Genomic DNA, 16101 nt, shown 5'->3' with positions numbered 1-16101 from the left:
TTAAGCCCGCTTGCGCAGATGGTACTGCAATTTGTGGGAGAGTATGACACTGCCTTTCTTTTGAAAACCCTATCCATTATCGGATAGGGTTTTTTTGTTTTTATACGGTTTGGTAGGGAAAACTATTTTTTAACGGTTATTTATTTAGTAGCTATAATTATAACCGTTAATCGATAAATAGTAGCCTTATAACGATTTAAGAGCTAGTTATTTAAAAAATAATTATATTATTGTGTAACCAAACTACAAATCAACCATTTCACATTATGCATAATAATTACTCTTAAAGGGATAAGTATATACGCTGTACAGAAGATGAAGTTGATGAAGTTTTTATTAATCGCCCTGGTGTTATTTACAGGTACTGTAAATGCCCAGTTATCTGATTTTGAGCTGGATGTTACAAAAACAGATGAAACCTGTTTCGGGAATGGTAGCCTTACTTTCGAAGTTTCTAACCTTACCCCCGATGCAACTGTATTCTATGCCATTTATTTACTTCCGGATACAGACAATCCTATAGCAGTTATTACAGAAAACACCCTTGGTAGTCTTACCTCAGGGGAGTATCGTGTTATAGCTACTCAAACACTTGAAGACGAGTCTAATACTCAACAACAAGATATAACGATTGATAACCTCATTGTTGATTTTTCCATTGAAGTAACATCGGCAGATGAGGCTTGTTCTAACGGAGCAACCATTGTTGTTAATGCACTTTCGGGAGAGTTGGCTGAGTGTGAAATTATATCAGGACCGGTAACACGCCCATTACAAACCGAAAACGAATTTAATAACTTACCTGCCGGTACATACAATGTAAGGGCTTTTGATGCCTGTGGTATTGGTAAGGTAAAAACATATGTACTTGAAGTACTTGATTTAGATCCGGTAATATCGGCTTCATTTTATCCTGATGTTGTTATCAATTCATGTGATTCGATAACTGTTAGCAATACGGTATCACTTGAAACCGGTTCCATATCTTATCCTGTTACTATTGAATATAATATTCATGTTCCGGGGGAACCCGATACTACAACCACACAGGTTTATGATAGCGGTGCGCCGAGTTCTATAGAAGTATCTGAAGTTTTACCACTTGTAGATGGTGTAAGTTATGAAATAACCATTACTAACGGATGTGGGGATTCGGTTACATCACAGCCTAATTTTGTAGAGCCTAATATTGAGGCTGTATTATCAAGCCATAAGGGTATATGTGGTAACAAGTTTTTGGTACTTAACGTTTCCAAGTTGATGGAATCGTATACGGTTACTTTTTTAGATGCACCTGATGGTTTTGATCCTGCTGATTTTGTGCCTAATCCAAACGGACCATATACAGAACCGTCGGTAGCTTATGGCGATGAGGATAACCCTGTTCCGTTTGGTGTTTATGAAGTATTGGTGGAAGATGAATGTGGTCGTACCGCTACGGCTCAGTTAAATGTAGAGTTTGAACCTTACATCCCTTCTGTAACAGGACGTAATAATGGATGTTTCTCCCTCTTTGGAAGAATTAGAGCGAGCATAGAAGATTTAGAGATTGTTTTTGCCGAGATAACATCGGCTCCAGATACTTATGAAGCTACTTTACCCGAAGATGTAAGTGACCTTATTACAGAGCAAGGAGTTTTGGCATTAAATAATATGCCTATTGGTTTTTATACTGTTCATCTTATTGATGAATGTGGTTATGAGTATGAGGAGGAAGTAGAAGTGCCTGAGTTTGTAGAACAGGAATTTGGCGGTACTAGTATACCATCGTGTGTTGAAGGTATAGGTAGTGTTTCTGTTAGCAGTGGTAATGGTTCGCTTACTTCTATGCAAATTATCTCTGCACCTGCGGGATTTGGTGAGCCACTGCCTTATGATGTTACCGCGTTTATAGATACTACCGTTGGAGACCTGTTTATGGCTAACTTGCCGGAAGGGGAATATGTTTTTCAGGGTACTGATGTTTGTGATTTAACCAAAACACTTACTATCACAATTGAAGGTTATCATCCGCCGACAGATGCGTTTGAATTTACTCCGCTTTGTGGTAGTTTTAGTGTAAAAGTTACTGATGATAGTAACGGTACTCAGGGTGCTCAATACTGGTTACAACGATTTGATACTGCTACACAAACCTGGGGGCATCCGCAAACAGGAGTAGCTTATACCGAAGGTTCAATACCTGATAGTTCTAATTCGCTACAGGTTCAAAATAATACACCTGTAAATAACTTAAATTATTCGGGTGATTTCAGGATTATTAAATACCATGAAGGATTTGGTGACGGCACTCAGGAAAACATAAGCTGCCTGGAGCTTTTAGGTGAATTTAATTATACCGAAACTTTAACGATAGCAGGGGCTTATACACTGGCGTGTGCTGGGAGTCCTAACGATGTTTTTCTTGATATAGCAGGATATCCTACTTTAATAAGAATTACACACATGAATGGTGATCCTTTTGTGGTTGATAACGGAACCGACCCTGTGTTTACCAATCTTGCAGAAGGAGAATATACGTTTAGGGTAGAAGATAACTGTGGTAATATTGTTATCCGTTCGTTTAACGTACAGTCATTGCCTTCTATCGCTACGGCAAATGATGTAAGTGATATGATTGTGTGTATACCTCAAGGTTTGGGTAATACTTTTGAATTTGATTTATCACAGCAAAATGCCGGATTATTAGGAGAGCAGTCGGCTTCCCTATATACTATAACTTATTATACTACACTCCAAAATGCCGAGGCAGGTACTAATGCTCTTCCTTCATTATATACTAACGTTATTAATGGGCAAAATATTTATGCCAGGGTAGAACACAACCAAATTGATATTTGTTTTGATGTTACTTCCTTTAAATTGTTTGTAGGGGAGATACCGCAGCCTGGTATTAATACTACAGGTGTAATTTGTGATGGCGGTACGTTACAGTTAGTAGCTGAGAACGGTTTTGCTTCATACCTGTGGAATACGGGAGAAACTACAAGAACAATCACGGTTTCACAACCGGGCACTTATAGTGTTACGGTACAACGTTCTTATGGAGACAGGTTTTGTGAGGGTACTACATCGACAGATGTAATTCCATCTGCAGCGCCGTCAATGCTTGAAGTTTCTATTGATGACTGGACTGACGATGAGAATGTGATTACTGTACTGGCTCAGGGCACCGGGGATTATGAATATTCTATAGACGGAGCAATATATCAGGACGATAATCATTTTTATGATTTGGAAACCGGTATTTACCAAATATACGTGAGGGATAAAAATGGCTGTGGTTCTAAAACCGACGAAGTTGCCTTACTGCATTACCCTAATTACTTTACTCCAAACGGTGATGGGCATCATGAACGATGGAGAATACAATTCTCGTTTAAAGAGCCAGATTTACGCATTGATATTTACGACCGTTACGGTAAGCTACTGGTTACTTTCGGGCCTAATTATGAAGGATGGGACGGTACTTTTAACGGACGCCCGTTACCATCTACAGATTACTGGTTTGTTGTGACCAGGCAGGACGGAAGACTGCACAGGGGGCATTTTTCACTTATTAGATAGATAAGCTTTATTAAAGTTATAATAGGGTAAAATGTTATAAGTAATTACGTATTAACTTATAATGTTATACCCTTAAGGTTATTGTTACCAATAGGGAAAAAATGGTTAATTTTATAGCGGTTTCCCCCGCCTCAAATTCAAACCCACACAACACCTTTAAATGAAACCGTTCTTTAAAAACCAACCTAAATACCAAGTCAGTTACAAGCATGATATTGGTGACGAAGTTTATTTTATGTACATGAATGGTGTACGTAAAGCTAAAGTAACTAACGTTATTATCAAAAAGAGTAAAAAAGCTATAGATATTTGGTGTGTAATAGATAAAAACCCCTGTGGGGAAATGCATAGCAAAACCTTTAGGGACGAAGAGTTATATCGTACTAAAACAGAACTGCTGGACTCGCTTTAGGTATTAATTTCAAGATCTTTGATGTAGTCTTCATACTCGTAGAAAAACAACTCAAACGCCCCCATTTTTTCATTAAAGAAATCAAATATATCATTCCATGAGTTCCTGTTATGCAGGCTTATTCCGGTTTTCTCTACCCAAATGCGGCTTATAATTTTACCGTTTTCAAGGTGATGGTGTCTGTCAAAAATAGCATCGGGTAAGTGTTCTTCAAGTAATATGTTTTTTAACGACTCTATTTTCTCAAAGTATATTTTACGTTTCTCTTCATCTTTAGGCTCTATATCCAGCATAACCTGAGCCTTTTTGTTATCTACAAAAAACTTAAAGGTTACATCTTTAATTTTGGTATTGTACAAAAGCCATTTACGCGGATAGGCATCGGCAAATGCGGTCCAAAACTCTTTTTTCATTTGTTGTGATTCGGCTTTGCTAAACATGGCTTATAAGTTTTAATTATGCTCCTTTTGGAGTATCTTTATTAAATAAAATTAGATTATTGCCTGATGAAGTTTACAGACTTTTTAAATTATGTGCCAAAAATAATAAATCAGGAGTTACCAGCCTTTAATGCGCACGCAAAAATGGCTCCTATAGAACGTATTAGTTCGCTAAATCCTGATTACTATAAAGATAACAATCCAAAACAAAGTGCTGTAATGATGCTGTTTTACCCAAAACAGGAGGAAGCACACTTAATATTAATACGCCGAAATGAATATCCGGGGGTACATTCTGCCCAAATATCGTTTCCGGGAGGTCAGGTAGACGCTGTAGATACCGATCTTAAAGCAACCGCCCTACGTGAAACCTATGAAGAAGTAGGGGTTATACCGTCGGCTATTGATGTGGTAATGCCGTTTACCGAGATTTATATACCACCCAGTAATTTTTTGGTACAACCTTTTTTAGGCCTTACGGAAGAAACACCACACTTTATCCCTAACCCCGATGAAGTTACCGCGCTTATAGAACTGCCGCTGAGTGTTTTTCTGGACGATTCGATAGTAATTACAACCGAAATGGAAACATCTTATTCCAAAAAAATAATGGTTCCTGCGTTTAAGTTTGAAGACTATATCGTTTGGGGAGCTACTGCCATGATATTAAGCGAATTGAAAGAAACCATAAAAAGAGTACTATAATGCTGACGATTTTGTAATTTTGTAGCTTGTACTTTAGAAAAAAACTATGGGTTTATTTAAAACAAATCCGTTTGGACATATATTATTTTTAAAAAGATGGCTTATAAGGCTCTTTGGCGTAATGACACACAAACGCTATAGGGGGTTTAATGAGCTGCAGATAGAAGGATCGGAAATTATAAAAGCATTACCGGAAACCAATGTTCTTTTTATATCTAATCACCAAACTTATTTTGCCGATGTGGTAGCTATGTTCCATGTGTTTAATGCCAGCCTTAAGGGTAGGGTGGATAGCATTAAGAACGTAGGATACCTGTGGCATCCTAAGCTTAATATTTATTATGTTGCGGCTAAGGAGACCATGAAATCAGGCCTGTTACCAAGAATACTTGCCTATGCCGGTGCTATTACGGTAGAGCGTACCTGGAGAGCAAAAGGGGAGGAGATTAAACGTGATGTTAATCCAAACGATACAGAGAATATCAAAATAGCCTTAGATGATGGTTGGGTTATTACCTTCCCGCAGGGAACTACAAAACCGTTTAAACCTATTCGTAAGGGTACGGCTCACATTATAAAACAACACAAGCCTATTGTAGTACCTATTGTTATTGACGGGTTTAGACGTTCGTTTGATAAAAAGGGGCTTAGAATGAAGAAGAAAGGTATACTACAGTCGTTCATCATTAAAGAGCCGCTTGATATTGATTATGAAAACGAAACAATAGATGAAATTGTAGAGAAAATTGAATTTGCCATAGAGCAGCATCCGTCTTTCCTTAAGGTAATACCTGCCGAAGAACTGGAAGCACAGGAAGAACTGAATAAAAAACGACAGTGGGATTATTAACCACTTACTTACATAAACCAAAAAAGAGGCTATTTAGCCTCTTTTTTGGTTAGTTACCTATTGTGTTTTGTTCTTCGTTAGTAGGGACACTATTTAAAATGTTACCTTCTTCCTTAGCCTGTTTGTTTTTACTTGGTATTTTGTAGCTAAGCGAAAAACCTACCCTTCGTGAGTCATAACGACTGTTGTATATCAGGTCGGTTTGAGCAATACTAAGGTTTTGGTGAACGGTATTAAATAAATCGTTTACATACAGCGAAACCGAAAGATTGTCTGACAGGAACTTTTTAGAGAAAGTTAAATCTACTCTTTGATTAAGAGGTTTGTCAACAACATAATAGTTATAGTAACCACCTGTGTTTGTTGTTCCGTAAGAGGCCGTAAATTTAACCTTAGCAGGTAGTATAATTTGTGACGTAAGGTTAATGTTCCAAACACTTTTGGTATCAAGCCCCGGTATTATGTTTTTCTGATTTCCTACATATATGAAAAGGAAATTAATCTCATCGGGGTTAAAATCAAACTCCAGTGTTTTCTTTAAACCTTTTGTAAAAAGCATATAGGGTATAGGGATACCAAAGTTAAAGTTATATATGGTGGCGTTATTTACGTTTTCATTTGTAATGGCAGCACCATTATCAGTAGTAACTACCCTACTTATAATTTGGTTATTGGCATCGGTTATAGAGTAGTTTATAAAAAAGTACTCAAAAGCGTTAAGCTCCAGCTCGTAGTTATTGTAAATAGTAGGCTGTAAGAACGGGTTACCAAACGAACCAAGATTAGGGTTTTGGTAGCTTGTATTGTTAGGATTTAACGCCGATGTATTAGGTAGCCTTATTTTTTTGTTGTAACTGGCATTAACATATATTTGTGGCATTACATTGTACTGTACAAGTGCATTTGGGAAAAATCGGGTTTGTTTAAACGGTATCAGGTCATCGCTGCCGGCATTACCATGAATATCGTAAGATTCCAGCCTGCTCCCTACAATGAACTCAAAGTTTTTATAGTTGGCATGACCTTCGGCATAAAAACCTAATGTGGTACGCGAATAGTCAAGATTTGTATTGCCAAAACTTTTAGCCTCAAAATCCAATCTGTCGGCAAGGGCACCTGCACTTATTTTTGTTTTATCTAAAAACTCCAACTGTTGGGAGTAATCGGTTTTAAACTGATAGAAGTCCTGATCACTATCGTTATTCAAAACAATGTTATCGTTTAATCTGGAATCCTGATCAAAGTTACCGTTATTGTTATTGTAGTTTACACGGAAATCAAGCTTTTTAAAAGGGTCTTCAAAACGCTTTTGATAGGTAAGCATTACATCGTTATAAAAGTTTTTGGTTTTCCCTTTATCGTCCGATATAAAACCATTACCTGCTGCATTGATATATGATGACGTATTATTAGTAGTTATATCGTAGTTAACAAGAAGCCTGTCCATTTTAAAATCAAACTTTAAGCCTGTTTTAAGGTAATAGTAACGATTAGTTCTGTCGGTTAAATTTCGGGAAATTAAATAATCAGGACTAAAAAACTCGCTTGACTGATAGCTTTCAGTATAGCTTTGACCAGCGTTTATTTGCCAGTTAAATAGTTTGTTGCCAGAGTTTAGCGTAAGGCTGTTGTTAAACCGGTGTCGTGCATTATCATAGTTAGTATAGCTATATCCGTTAGAGTATGTAGCACTAAGGTATTTTTGAGATTTTTTTGAAGATACAATATTGATAATTGCACCGCCCGATGTGGCAGGGAACTCGGCTCCCGGATGCGTAATGATCTCTACTTTTTCAATAGTATTTCCCGGTATCCCTTCAAGGTAAGCGGTTAGATCCTGACTGTAAATATTAAGCGGACGACCGTCCATGTATACCTGTAGCCCTTTGCCTTGGTACATCATTCCGGCAACGTCTGAAACGATAAGTCCCGGTAATTTTTTAAGTCCGTCAAGCAACATCCCAGAGTTTAGGTGTGATTGTTCGGAAAAATCAAATATTACACGATCGGCCTGTCGTTCAACTGCTTTTTTCTTCTTTTCCAATACCATTTCGTCAAGCTCGGTTTCCATTTTTTTTATGGAATCGTTAGCGGTGTTTTTATCCTGAGCATAGAGAAATACCGAGAAAGTTAAAAGGATTGAGGTTAAAATTGGTTTCATAGGTTGTTGGTTTTTTGGGTATCGCAAATTAATTGACAGGAAGGGCAATCCCTAAACAATAAGGTTACGAAATTTGGTTTGGTTTATTTGAGCAATTTTGGCATTGATATCAAAAAAAATGCCATTACAGCTTTTTCATAGCTGTTATGTTACTGAAAACCTTTAAGAAGTAATTTTAAGTACAAACTATTTAACAGCCTCTACAGTATAGCCTTTTTTACGTAAAAGCATAATAACACCTTCTTTTCCGCCAAGGTGTGCAGCACCAACAGCAAAAAAGGTAGGAGTTGTTTTAGCAATTTCTTCTATTTTAGGGATCCAGTTTTTGTTGCGGTTGGTTAATAAGATATCATTATTATCGCCATATATCTTATTTTCAGATTCGTTCATGGTCTTCATAATCTCATTAAGGTCTTTGGAATTATATACTTCCATAACCTTTTTGAATTCGGCCTTATCATGCTCCATGTTGTCTTTAGCAGTTTTTACCAGTTCTTCCACCTGAACCTCATAAGGTACCTGGTCAAAAACAGCCATTTGTTCTTCTATGGTTTCCAGCCCGTAAACTTCCTCTTTTTGCTCATGGGTAATTTTTATAAGCTCATCTTCAAAAGACTGCATAGGGCAGTCAATCATTTTAGCGATAAGGGACATACTTATAAGGGCAGGCTTTAGGTTATCCATTAGCTTAACAGAAACGCCTAATTCTTTTTTAAAGAAGGTGTCCAGCACGGCAAAATCTTCTTCCTTTACCATGCTGCTTATTTTTTTGCCGTCTTTCATCATCATCCCCTTCATCATTTCTGATTTTAGAGCAGGATTATCCATATCCATTTCAAGATAAAGCTGGCGGGTACTATCCAGAGCGGTAAGTACATTTTCGTTTAGTGTGGCATCACAGGTAATATGCATGGTGCCAAACAGGTAAGAAGGTTGTTTAATGCCATTGCCGGTTATTTTCCAAAGTAATGATTTGTCCAGTTTTTGGGCACTGGCTCCAATGGTAAATAAGGCAATAATAGCAAATAAAAACTTCTTCATTGTATGGTTAAATCTCTATCTTTTTAAGTTCCTGATAATTTTTATTAAGTCGTTTAAGCAGTATACCATATATAAGTTTATAGAACAGCCAAAATAGCGTAACTATAAGTGAAATGCCAATAATACCCCCTATAAAATAAAGCAGTGTTGCCTGTACGCTTTTACCATGCTCTTCAAGGTTATGGAAAGCAGCCAGCCATTTAGGGTCGTTATAATACATTATTAATAGTACAACAATTGACATTACTAATGTATATGCCAATTTAATAAAAATATATCGTGATACAATTTTTCTTGTTTTTAAAATATTAGACATCAGGTTTTTTACCGTGTCTATATTCGTTATTTTTTTGTAGTTAACATAAAACATATACATAAAAACAAGGTTTATACCCATGTCTATAACACTAAAAACCATGTTTAATGATGTACCTATGTATTCCACCATTGATTTTGCACTTGGTGTATCATTTAGCATAAATGTAAGCGTTAGGAAAAACGCAAACTCTATGATACTGATAAGCAATATCCATTTTACTATGGAAGAAGACCTTTTATGCAGCATGGCGTAGATTTCATTTTCAGAAATCTTCGGATAACGGTCTCCGTTTTTATTCCAGTCGTTTTTTAATTTATCTAATACGTCCATCTTATATCCTTGTTACGGATTTAATATTTTTTTCAGTTTCCCTTTAATTCTGTTCATTTTCACCCTTGCATTTACCTCGCTAATACCCAGCGTTTCGGCAATCTCTCCATAATCTTTGTCTTCGAGGTACATAAATACAAGGGCCTTTTCTATATCATTAAGCTGATGCACCGCCTGGTAAAGCAGCTTAATGTGTTCTTCTTCTTCATAATTGTATTCTTCCTGGTTTACCTTGTGTATGGTACTGTTAAACTCAATAGTATTTATGGTTTTAGACTTTTTCCGGTATAGGGTAATGGCAGTATTTAGCCCCACGCGGTAAGCCCAGGTTGTAAATTTAGAATCGCCTCTAAATTGCGGAAAGGCTTTCCAGAGTTGTATGGTAATCTCCTGGAAAAGGTCTTTGTGGGCATCTTCACTATCTGTGTAGAGCCTGCAAATTTTGTGTATCAGGTTTTGATTTTCCTGTAACTGTTCGACAAATGACCTTTCTAAATCTGATCCCATAATGCATTGGTATACCAAAATGTAAAATTGTTACACTTTGCTATAAATCTTTTTCTTTGTAGTAGTTAACAAGGTAGCCTACAAACTTGCTGTATGTTTCTAGTCCGTCCTTTTGATGGTTTAATTTCAGGTAGTTATCATAAAAACCTTTAAAAATAACTTCTATAAACGAGGAGTAACGATCGTTAAACTGATGGCTTTCCTCAAAATTAAGCAGTATACCCTTATTGATTAACGGTAGCATGCTTTCGGCTTTTTCTTCATCCAGTTTTTCTATATTCCTCATGCAGTATTTTAAAGCAAATACGTAACCCGAATATTTAAAATAAAGGTCGGTATTATGTATAGATGCCATATAGCCTATAAAATTAGCCTCACTCTCACTGGCATAACCTAACTGATGTGACATTTCATGGCAGGTAGTTGTAGGGTAGTTGTATAACGGCAGGTTATAGTTTACCTGAGCCTCGTTAGTAAAAGGATTAAGGTAGCCGCCAAAGCCCATATAAGAGAGGGGCGTACTTATTAACGACGATTTTACGCTTTCCTTTTTATAGGTAAAGTCGGGGTAGGTTTGAGCCAGTTTATCATAGCCGTTAAGCGCCTTGCCATATATTTGTTGTACTGTGTATGGGTTAACCACTTTGGTGCTGTCATCCTTCACAATTTGAAGGTGCATTTGGTTAGCCTTTGTTATAAGGCGTTCGGTAAACGATACAAGTTCTTCTTCAGTGTATTTTTTTTCAAAGCCCATTTTTTCATTCAGCGGAACTCTGTGATAGTTGGTCGCCCAAAGCAGGTAGAATAAAAAATAGAAAACCGAACAGAAACTAAGCACGGTAAGTATATTGTTTTTGTATTGCTGTCGCCATGTTTTTCGGGTTTTCCAAATCCATCTGATAATGAAAAAAATAACAATACCATAAATAATATCGCCTATTGAAAAGCCAAAAAGCCCGAAAAATACACGTGAACCTTTAGATATGTACTGGTAGAGCCCATTACTGTAATAACCTTCTACAAAATCAGGGAAAAAAGATAACAGGTTAACTATCAGTATTTGGACTAAAAGCAGGATACTCAGTATTATCTTTTTTTTCATTGGTTGTATTATCTGTTTGATGTAAATATAAGTAGTATTTTTGTACTGATAAACTGTTACAATGTTAACCCGATGAAAAAGATTGATGCTCCTGAAAAGGTTATTTTTATGTGTGACGGAAAAAAATGCGGCCGCTACAACAAATCGTTACGCAAATGTTTTAAGGAAGAACTTAAGGAGGCCGGACTAAAAAAAGATGTGGATATTGTGCGAATGGAATGTACCGATAACTGCAAACAGGCTCCTGTAATGTGCCTGCAACCCCAAAATGTATGGCTGGCAGAAGTAAACGAAAAAGGTGTTAAGGAAATAGTTGAAAAATTTCTATCTTAGGGAGTAAATAAATTAAATCCCTAAACCATACCAAAGAATGAAAAAAACATTTTATGTCTTTTTATTTTTCATATTATTAATTGTTGTTACAGGCATATTTTTAGCAACTTATGAACGGAAAAAAATACCTGAAGGGAAAGAAATATTTGTTTCAGGAAGAAGTTATGATAATATTAATGATGAACCGGTTGTCGACCAGATGATAACAGTTGCAGAATATAATATAAAAGGGATAAAAGGTTTTCCTGGGTATATTTGTAATTTTGTAAAAGGCATTGATACAGTTTGGACCGATGTAAACGGGAACTACAATATTAATTTTAAGGCTAGTGGGAAAGGTAACACCTATATGGTTTCTCCATTTCCCGATGTAAGGGATAATTTATGGGCATTAACAGAGAATCGTGAGGAGATTACTGATACTGATAATCAAATTAATTTTAGTTATCTAAAGTTATACCCATTAGATTTAAGCATTAGTTTAGCCGATGATATAAAATATTTGCCTTTTACAGTTTCACATAAATATACCCAATACTCTTTACAAAAGGTAAAAGATAAAGAATATATAGGTATATTATGTATAGATAAAAATACTATAAATGAAGTTACTCTTACCAGAATATTGCCTAACGGTAGTAAACAAACCTCAATAATTAAAATTCCGGCAACTAATACAAAAGAATGGACAGAGTTTAATGTTTATCTTACCAATGAAGATTTTTTAGATTAATTTGTATATGTTTGATTTTAGGCTAAAGGTTTTTAATACAACGGCAAAAAGGCTAAGCTTTACCAAAGCTGCTGCCGAACTGTATATAACCCAACCCGCCGTTACCAAACATATAAACGAAATAGAAAAGCATTTTAATGTAATGCTTTTTGAACGTAACGGTACTAAAATTAAACTTACCCCGGCAGGTGAACTGCTCCTGCAACATACTGAAAAACTTTTTGCCCTGCATCATGACCTGGAGCTGGATATGAAAGGTTTTGGCAATAAGCAGGAAGGTATACTAAGAGTAGGTGCCAGTACTACTATTGCACAGTACATATTACCGCCTGTTTTGGCTGCTTTTAAAAAGCGATATCCTAATATACAGCCCGAACTCCATATTCATAATACCGAGCACATAGAGGCTTCCCTGGAGCATGATGAGATTGACCTTGGCGTTACCGAAGGTTCGTTTAAAAATACATCGTTTAAGTATATTCCTTTCCTTAAAGATGAACTGGTGCTTGTGGTAAGGGAGAAACATGAGTTACTTAAAAAACAAAGTATTTCATTAACCGAACTCACTCAGTTACATTTATTAATGCGCGAACCCGGATCGGGGACACTGGATGTTATTGCAAATGCACTGGCAAAACATAAAATGAAACTCGCTGACCTTACTATTGAAATGCGTATGGAAAGCACCGAGGCCATGAAACAGTACATTGCTAATAGTGATACTGCGGCTTTCCTATCGGTCTATTCGGTTTATAATGAACTTAAGCAGGGACGCTTTTCTATAATGGACATAAAAGGACTCACTATAAACAGGGATTTGTTCTTTATCCAGAAGCACGGCACCGAAAAACAACTACAGTCGGTTTTTATGGATTTTGCACTCCATTATAACTTTAGGTAATAACTCATTACTAAAAACAATTTCTTTAGCCTTTTATTTAAGCAGAACTTTGTTGTGTTAAATAATTAAAGGTTATGATGTTTCAAAATATAAATAAGCCACTGTTTGTAATTGCCATACTGTTTTGCCTTAGTCCGTGGGGTAGTTCTCCGGTAGCATTATTGTTAGGTATAGTACTGGCATGGACAGCGGGGAATCCGTTTAAAAAGCAGAGTGCAAAGGCTACCCATTATTTACTACAGGCATCGGTAGTGGGGCTGGGGTTTGGTATGAATGCCGGTAGTGCGCTTAAAGCGGGTAGTGAAGGGATTTTGTTTGCTGTTTGCTCCATAGCCGGTACTTTGCTTTTAGGCTATGCATTGGGTAAGGTTTTTAAAACCGACAGAAAAACATCCTACCTTATAGCATCGGGTACAGCTATTTGTGGGGGTAGTGCCATTGCTGCGGTATCTCCGGTTATAAAGGCAGAGGAAAAACAGATATCGGTAGCACTCGGGGTAGTATTCATCCTGAATTCGGCTGCATTGTTTTTATTTCCGGCAATAGGGCATTTGCTTGGTTTGAGTCAGCAGCAGTTTGGACTGTGGAGTGCCATAGCCATACACGATACCAGTTCGGTAGTTGGTGCGGCAGGCAGTTATGGAACAAAAGCACTGGAGGTAGCCACTACGGTAAAACTGGCTCGAGCCCTTTGGATAATACCAGTAGCTTTTCTTTCGGCTATGGCATTTAAAACTAAAGATGCCAAGGTTAAAATTCCGTATTTTATAGGCTTGTTTGTACTGGCTATGCTTGCTAATACTTATTTCCCTGTAGTACAGTTGGCAGCGCCTTATATAGTAACATCTGCAAAGGCAGGATTAACACTTACCCTGTTTTTAATAGGGAGTTCGTTAAGCAGAGAGGTATTACTGGCTGTGGGGGTAAAACCTTTTGTACAGGGCGTGCTGTTATGGGTAGCTATAAGTGTAGCAGCATTACTGGCGGTAATATCTTTTGGTTAATAGGTGTATAGCCTGCCTCTACATCGTTGTAATTTGTTTACCTTTGTGGCACCGATGATAAATTGGTGCAGAAAAACGAATTATTAAGAAGATAAATATCACGATTAATGAGCCAGGAAGTAAGAAACCTTGAGCCTAAAGCGCTCTGGAACAAATTTGCCGACCTGAATGCCGTACCAAGGCCTTCTAAAAAAGAAGAAAGGGTAATTGCCTTTATGAAAGATTTTGGTGCTAAACTTGGGCTGGAAACCATTGAAGACGAAGTAGGTAACGTTATTATTAAAAAACCGGCTACTCCGGGAATGGAAAACCGCAAAACCATAGTGATGCAGTCGCACCTTGATATGGTTCACCAAAAAAATGCCGATACTGATTTTGATTTTGATACTCAGGGTATCGAGATGTATGTTGATGGTGACTGGGTTAGGGCTAAAGGAACAACCCTTGGTGCCGACAACGGTTTAGGTGTTGCTACCATCATGGCAATTTTAGAAAGTACCGATATTAAGCACCCTGCTATCGAAGCGCTGTTTACTATTGATGAGGAAACAGGTATGACAGGTGCAATGGGACTTAAAGGCGGACTACTGGATGGTGAGATACTGCTTAACCTTGATACCGAAGAGGATGATGAAATTGATATAGGATGTGCCGGAGGTATTGATGTTACTGCCGAAAGAGATTATAACGAAGAGGAAGCTCCCGAAAACTCTGTAGGATACACCATTACTGTAAAAGGACTTAACGGTGGTCATAGCGGTATGGACATCGATAAAGGACTGGGTAACGCCAATAAAATTATGAACCGCCTGTTATTTGACAGCTTTGAGAACTTCGGGCTTCAGGTGGCAGAAATAAACGGAGGTAGCCTTCGTAATGCAATTCCGCGTGAGAGTTTTGCTAAGGTAATTATCTCTGAGATTTTTGATGAGGCTTTTGTATTCGATATGCAGGAGGTTATCAATGACATCAAAACAGAATACAAAACTACCGAGCCTAACCTTGAAATAAAGATTGAAAAATCGGGCGATACTCCAGCTAAAGTTATGGAGCTTGGCGTACAGGAAGGTTTAATCCGTGCAATTTATGCCGCTCATAACGGAGTATACCGCATGAGTGCCGATATGGCCGACCTTGTTGAGACTTCAAACAACATTGCAAGGGTAATTGTCAAGGATGGCAAAATACACATAGGGTGTTTAACACGTTCGTCTGTAGAGAGCTCTAAGTTTGACTTGGCTAATGCACTACGTTCGGCGTTTGAACTGTTTGGTTGCGAAGTAAACTTCTCTGGTTCTTACCCGGGATGGACACCAAATGTAAACTCTCCTATACTTGAAGTATTAAAAGAGATATACGAAAAACAGAACAACGAGAAACCAAATGTTGTGGCTTGTCACGCAGGTTTAGAGTGTGGTATATTAGGTACTAATTATCCTGATATGGATATGATTTCATTTGGTCCTACCATTAAGGGAGCTCACTCTCCTGATGAGAGAGCAAGTATTAAATCGGCTCAAAAGTACTGGAAATTCGTACTGGAGATATTAGAAAATATCCCGATGAAAAACTAATATAAGCTGTTTATATACAGTGAATTAAAATCCCCGCAACAGCGGGGATTTTTTTTATTAAAAACTATCGTAAAATATATACCTTTAAATCGTTTTTAGCGTTATTCAATAAACCACCTTAT

At 37.3% G+C, this 16101-nt stretch carries 15 protein-coding genes; 9 read left to right on the top strand and 6 right to left on the bottom strand.

Features of this window, described 5'->3' with window-relative positions; translation table 11 throughout:
* Positions 1–324 precede the first annotated feature (324 nt).
* Complete coding sequence (locus GN157_RS05265; protein ID WP_197429399.1) at positions 325–3567, top strand: T9SS type B sorting domain-containing protein; 3243 nt, start codon at positions 325–327, stop codon at positions 3565–3567.
* Positions 3568–3727: 160 nt separating this feature from the next.
* Positions 3728–3979: a hypothetical protein gene (locus GN157_RS05260; protein ID WP_157482056.1), complete on the top strand. Its 252-nt coding sequence runs from the start codon at positions 3728–3730 to the stop codon at positions 3977–3979.
* Here the strand turns inward: GN157_RS05260 and GN157_RS05255 are convergent.
* A complete protein-coding gene (locus tag GN157_RS05255) occupies positions 3976–4419 on the bottom strand; it encodes a DUF4268 domain-containing protein (protein ID WP_035136068.1) in 444 nt (147 codons plus the stop codon). The genes GN157_RS05260 and GN157_RS05255 overlap by 4 nt on opposite strands.
* Before the next feature lie 66 nt (positions 4420–4485).
* Here GN157_RS05255 and GN157_RS05250 point away from each other — a divergent pair, with 66 nt between their 5' ends.
* Both GN157_RS05250 and GN157_RS05245 read left to right on the top strand, forming a co-directional pair.
* On the top strand, positions 4486–5124 hold the full coding sequence (locus tag GN157_RS05250) for an NUDIX hydrolase (protein WP_157482055.1): 639 nt from the start codon (positions 4486–4488) through the stop codon (positions 5122–5124).
* 46 nt (positions 5125–5170) lie between these two features.
* On the top strand, positions 5171–5974 hold the full coding sequence (locus GN157_RS05245; RefSeq protein ID WP_157482054.1) for a lysophospholipid acyltransferase family protein: 804 nt from the start codon (positions 5171–5173) through the stop codon (positions 5972–5974).
* Between the two features lie 49 nt (positions 5975–6023).
* Here the strand turns inward: GN157_RS05245 and GN157_RS05240 are convergent, their stop codons facing one another.
* The 5 genes from GN157_RS05240 to GN157_RS05220 all read right to left on the bottom strand — a co-directional run bounded on the left by GN157_RS05240 (position 6024) and on the right by GN157_RS05220 (position 11434).
* A complete protein-coding gene (locus tag GN157_RS05240) occupies positions 6024–8135 on the bottom strand; it encodes an outer membrane beta-barrel family protein (protein WP_157482053.1) in 2112 nt (703 codons plus the stop codon).
* A gap of 186 nt (positions 8136–8321) precedes the next feature.
* Positions 8322–9176: a TraB/GumN family protein gene (locus GN157_RS05235; RefSeq protein WP_157482052.1), complete on the bottom strand. Its 855-nt coding sequence runs from the start codon at positions 9174–9176 to the stop codon at positions 8322–8324.
* A 7-nt stretch (positions 9177–9183) separates the two neighbouring features.
* On the bottom strand, positions 9184–9825 hold the full coding sequence (locus GN157_RS05230) for a hypothetical protein (protein WP_157482051.1): 642 nt from the start codon (positions 9823–9825) through the stop codon (positions 9184–9186).
* A 12-nt stretch (positions 9826–9837) separates the two neighbouring features.
* On the bottom strand, positions 9838–10332 hold the full coding sequence (locus tag GN157_RS05225; RefSeq protein WP_035136061.1) for an RNA polymerase sigma factor: 495 nt from the start codon (positions 10330–10332) through the stop codon (positions 9838–9840).
* 40 nt (positions 10333–10372) lie between these two features.
* On the bottom strand, positions 10373–11434 hold the full coding sequence (locus GN157_RS05220) for a DUF3810 domain-containing protein (protein WP_157482050.1): 1062 nt from the start codon (positions 11432–11434) through the stop codon (positions 10373–10375).
* 72 nt (positions 11435–11506) lie between these two features.
* Here GN157_RS05220 and GN157_RS05215 point away from each other — a divergent pair, with 72 nt between their 5' ends.
* The 5 genes from GN157_RS05215 (at position 11507) to GN157_RS05195 (ending at position 15979) form a co-directional block, all read left to right on the top strand.
* A complete protein-coding gene (locus GN157_RS05215; protein ID WP_157482049.1) occupies positions 11507–11767 on the top strand; it encodes a (2Fe-2S) ferredoxin domain-containing protein in 261 nt (86 codons plus the stop codon).
* Between the two features lie 37 nt (positions 11768–11804).
* On the top strand, positions 11805–12500 hold the full coding sequence (locus GN157_RS05210) for a hypothetical protein (RefSeq protein ID WP_157482048.1): 696 nt from the start codon (positions 11805–11807) through the stop codon (positions 12498–12500).
* A gap of 7 nt (positions 12501–12507) precedes the next feature.
* The gene (locus GN157_RS05205; RefSeq protein ID WP_157482047.1) at positions 12508–13401 is read left to right on the top strand and encodes a LysR family transcriptional regulator; all 894 of its coding nucleotides are present in this window, start codon (positions 12508–12510) and stop codon (positions 13399–13401) included.
* A 74-nt stretch (positions 13402–13475) separates the two neighbouring features.
* Positions 13476–14405, top strand: coding sequence for a YeiH family protein (locus GN157_RS05200; protein ID WP_157482046.1), 930 nt, complete (start codon positions 13476–13478; stop codon positions 14403–14405).
* A gap of 107 nt (positions 14406–14512) precedes the next feature.
* Positions 14513–15979 carry an aminoacyl-histidine dipeptidase gene (locus GN157_RS05195; protein WP_157482045.1) on the top strand — a complete coding sequence of 489 codons (1467 nt, stop codon included), beginning with the start codon at positions 14513–14515 and terminating at the stop codon, positions 15977–15979.
* Positions 15980–16101: the final 122 nt, after the last annotated feature.

This window comes from Flavobacterium rakeshii (assembly GCF_009741375.1).
GTDB lineage: Bacteria > Bacteroidota > Bacteroidia > Flavobacteriales > Flavobacteriaceae > Flavobacterium > Flavobacterium rakeshii.
The sequence above is the reverse complement of the archived record's forward strand: the minus strand, read 5'-3'. Positions and strand labels throughout refer to the sequence as shown.

Coding starts and splice junctions, on each gene's coding strand:
- GN157_RS05265 (WP_197429399.1), top strand. CDS start 325: ATGAAGTTTTTATTAATCGCCCTGGTGTTATTTACAGGTACTGTAAAT.
- GN157_RS05260 (WP_157482056.1), top strand. CDS start 3,728: ATGAAACCGTTCTTTAAAAACCAACCTAAATACCAAGTCAGTTACAAG.
- GN157_RS05255 (WP_035136068.1), bottom strand. CDS start 4,419: ATGTTTAGCAAAGCCGAATCACAACAAATGAAAAAAGAGTTTTGGACC.
- GN157_RS05250 (WP_157482055.1), top strand. CDS start 4,486: ATGAAGTTTACAGACTTTTTAAATTATGTGCCAAAAATAATAAATCAG.
- GN157_RS05245 (WP_157482054.1), top strand. CDS start 5,171: ATGGGTTTATTTAAAACAAATCCGTTTGGACATATATTATTTTTAAAA.
- GN157_RS05240 (WP_157482053.1), bottom strand. CDS start 8,135: ATGAAACCAATTTTAACCTCAATCCTTTTAACTTTCTCGGTATTTCTC.
- GN157_RS05235 (WP_157482052.1), bottom strand. CDS start 9,176: ATGAAGAAGTTTTTATTTGCTATTATTGCCTTATTTACCATTGGAGCC.
- GN157_RS05230 (WP_157482051.1), bottom strand. CDS start 9,825: ATGGACGTATTAGATAAATTAAAAAACGACTGGAATAAAAACGGAGAC.
- GN157_RS05225 (WP_035136061.1), bottom strand. CDS start 10,332: ATGGGATCAGATTTAGAAAGGTCATTTGTCGAACAGTTACAGGAAAAT.
- GN157_RS05220 (WP_157482050.1), bottom strand. CDS start 11,434: ATGAAAAAAAAGATAATACTGAGTATCCTGCTTTTAGTCCAAATACTG.
- GN157_RS05215 (WP_157482049.1), top strand. CDS start 11,507: ATGAAAAAGATTGATGCTCCTGAAAAGGTTATTTTTATGTGTGACGGA.
- GN157_RS05210 (WP_157482048.1), top strand. CDS start 11,805: ATGAAAAAAACATTTTATGTCTTTTTATTTTTCATATTATTAATTGTT.
- GN157_RS05205 (WP_157482047.1), top strand. CDS start 12,508: ATGTTTGATTTTAGGCTAAAGGTTTTTAATACAACGGCAAAAAGGCTA.
- GN157_RS05200 (WP_157482046.1), top strand. CDS start 13,476: ATGATGTTTCAAAATATAAATAAGCCACTGTTTGTAATTGCCATACTG.
- GN157_RS05195 (WP_157482045.1), top strand. CDS start 14,513: ATGAGCCAGGAAGTAAGAAACCTTGAGCCTAAAGCGCTCTGGAACAAA.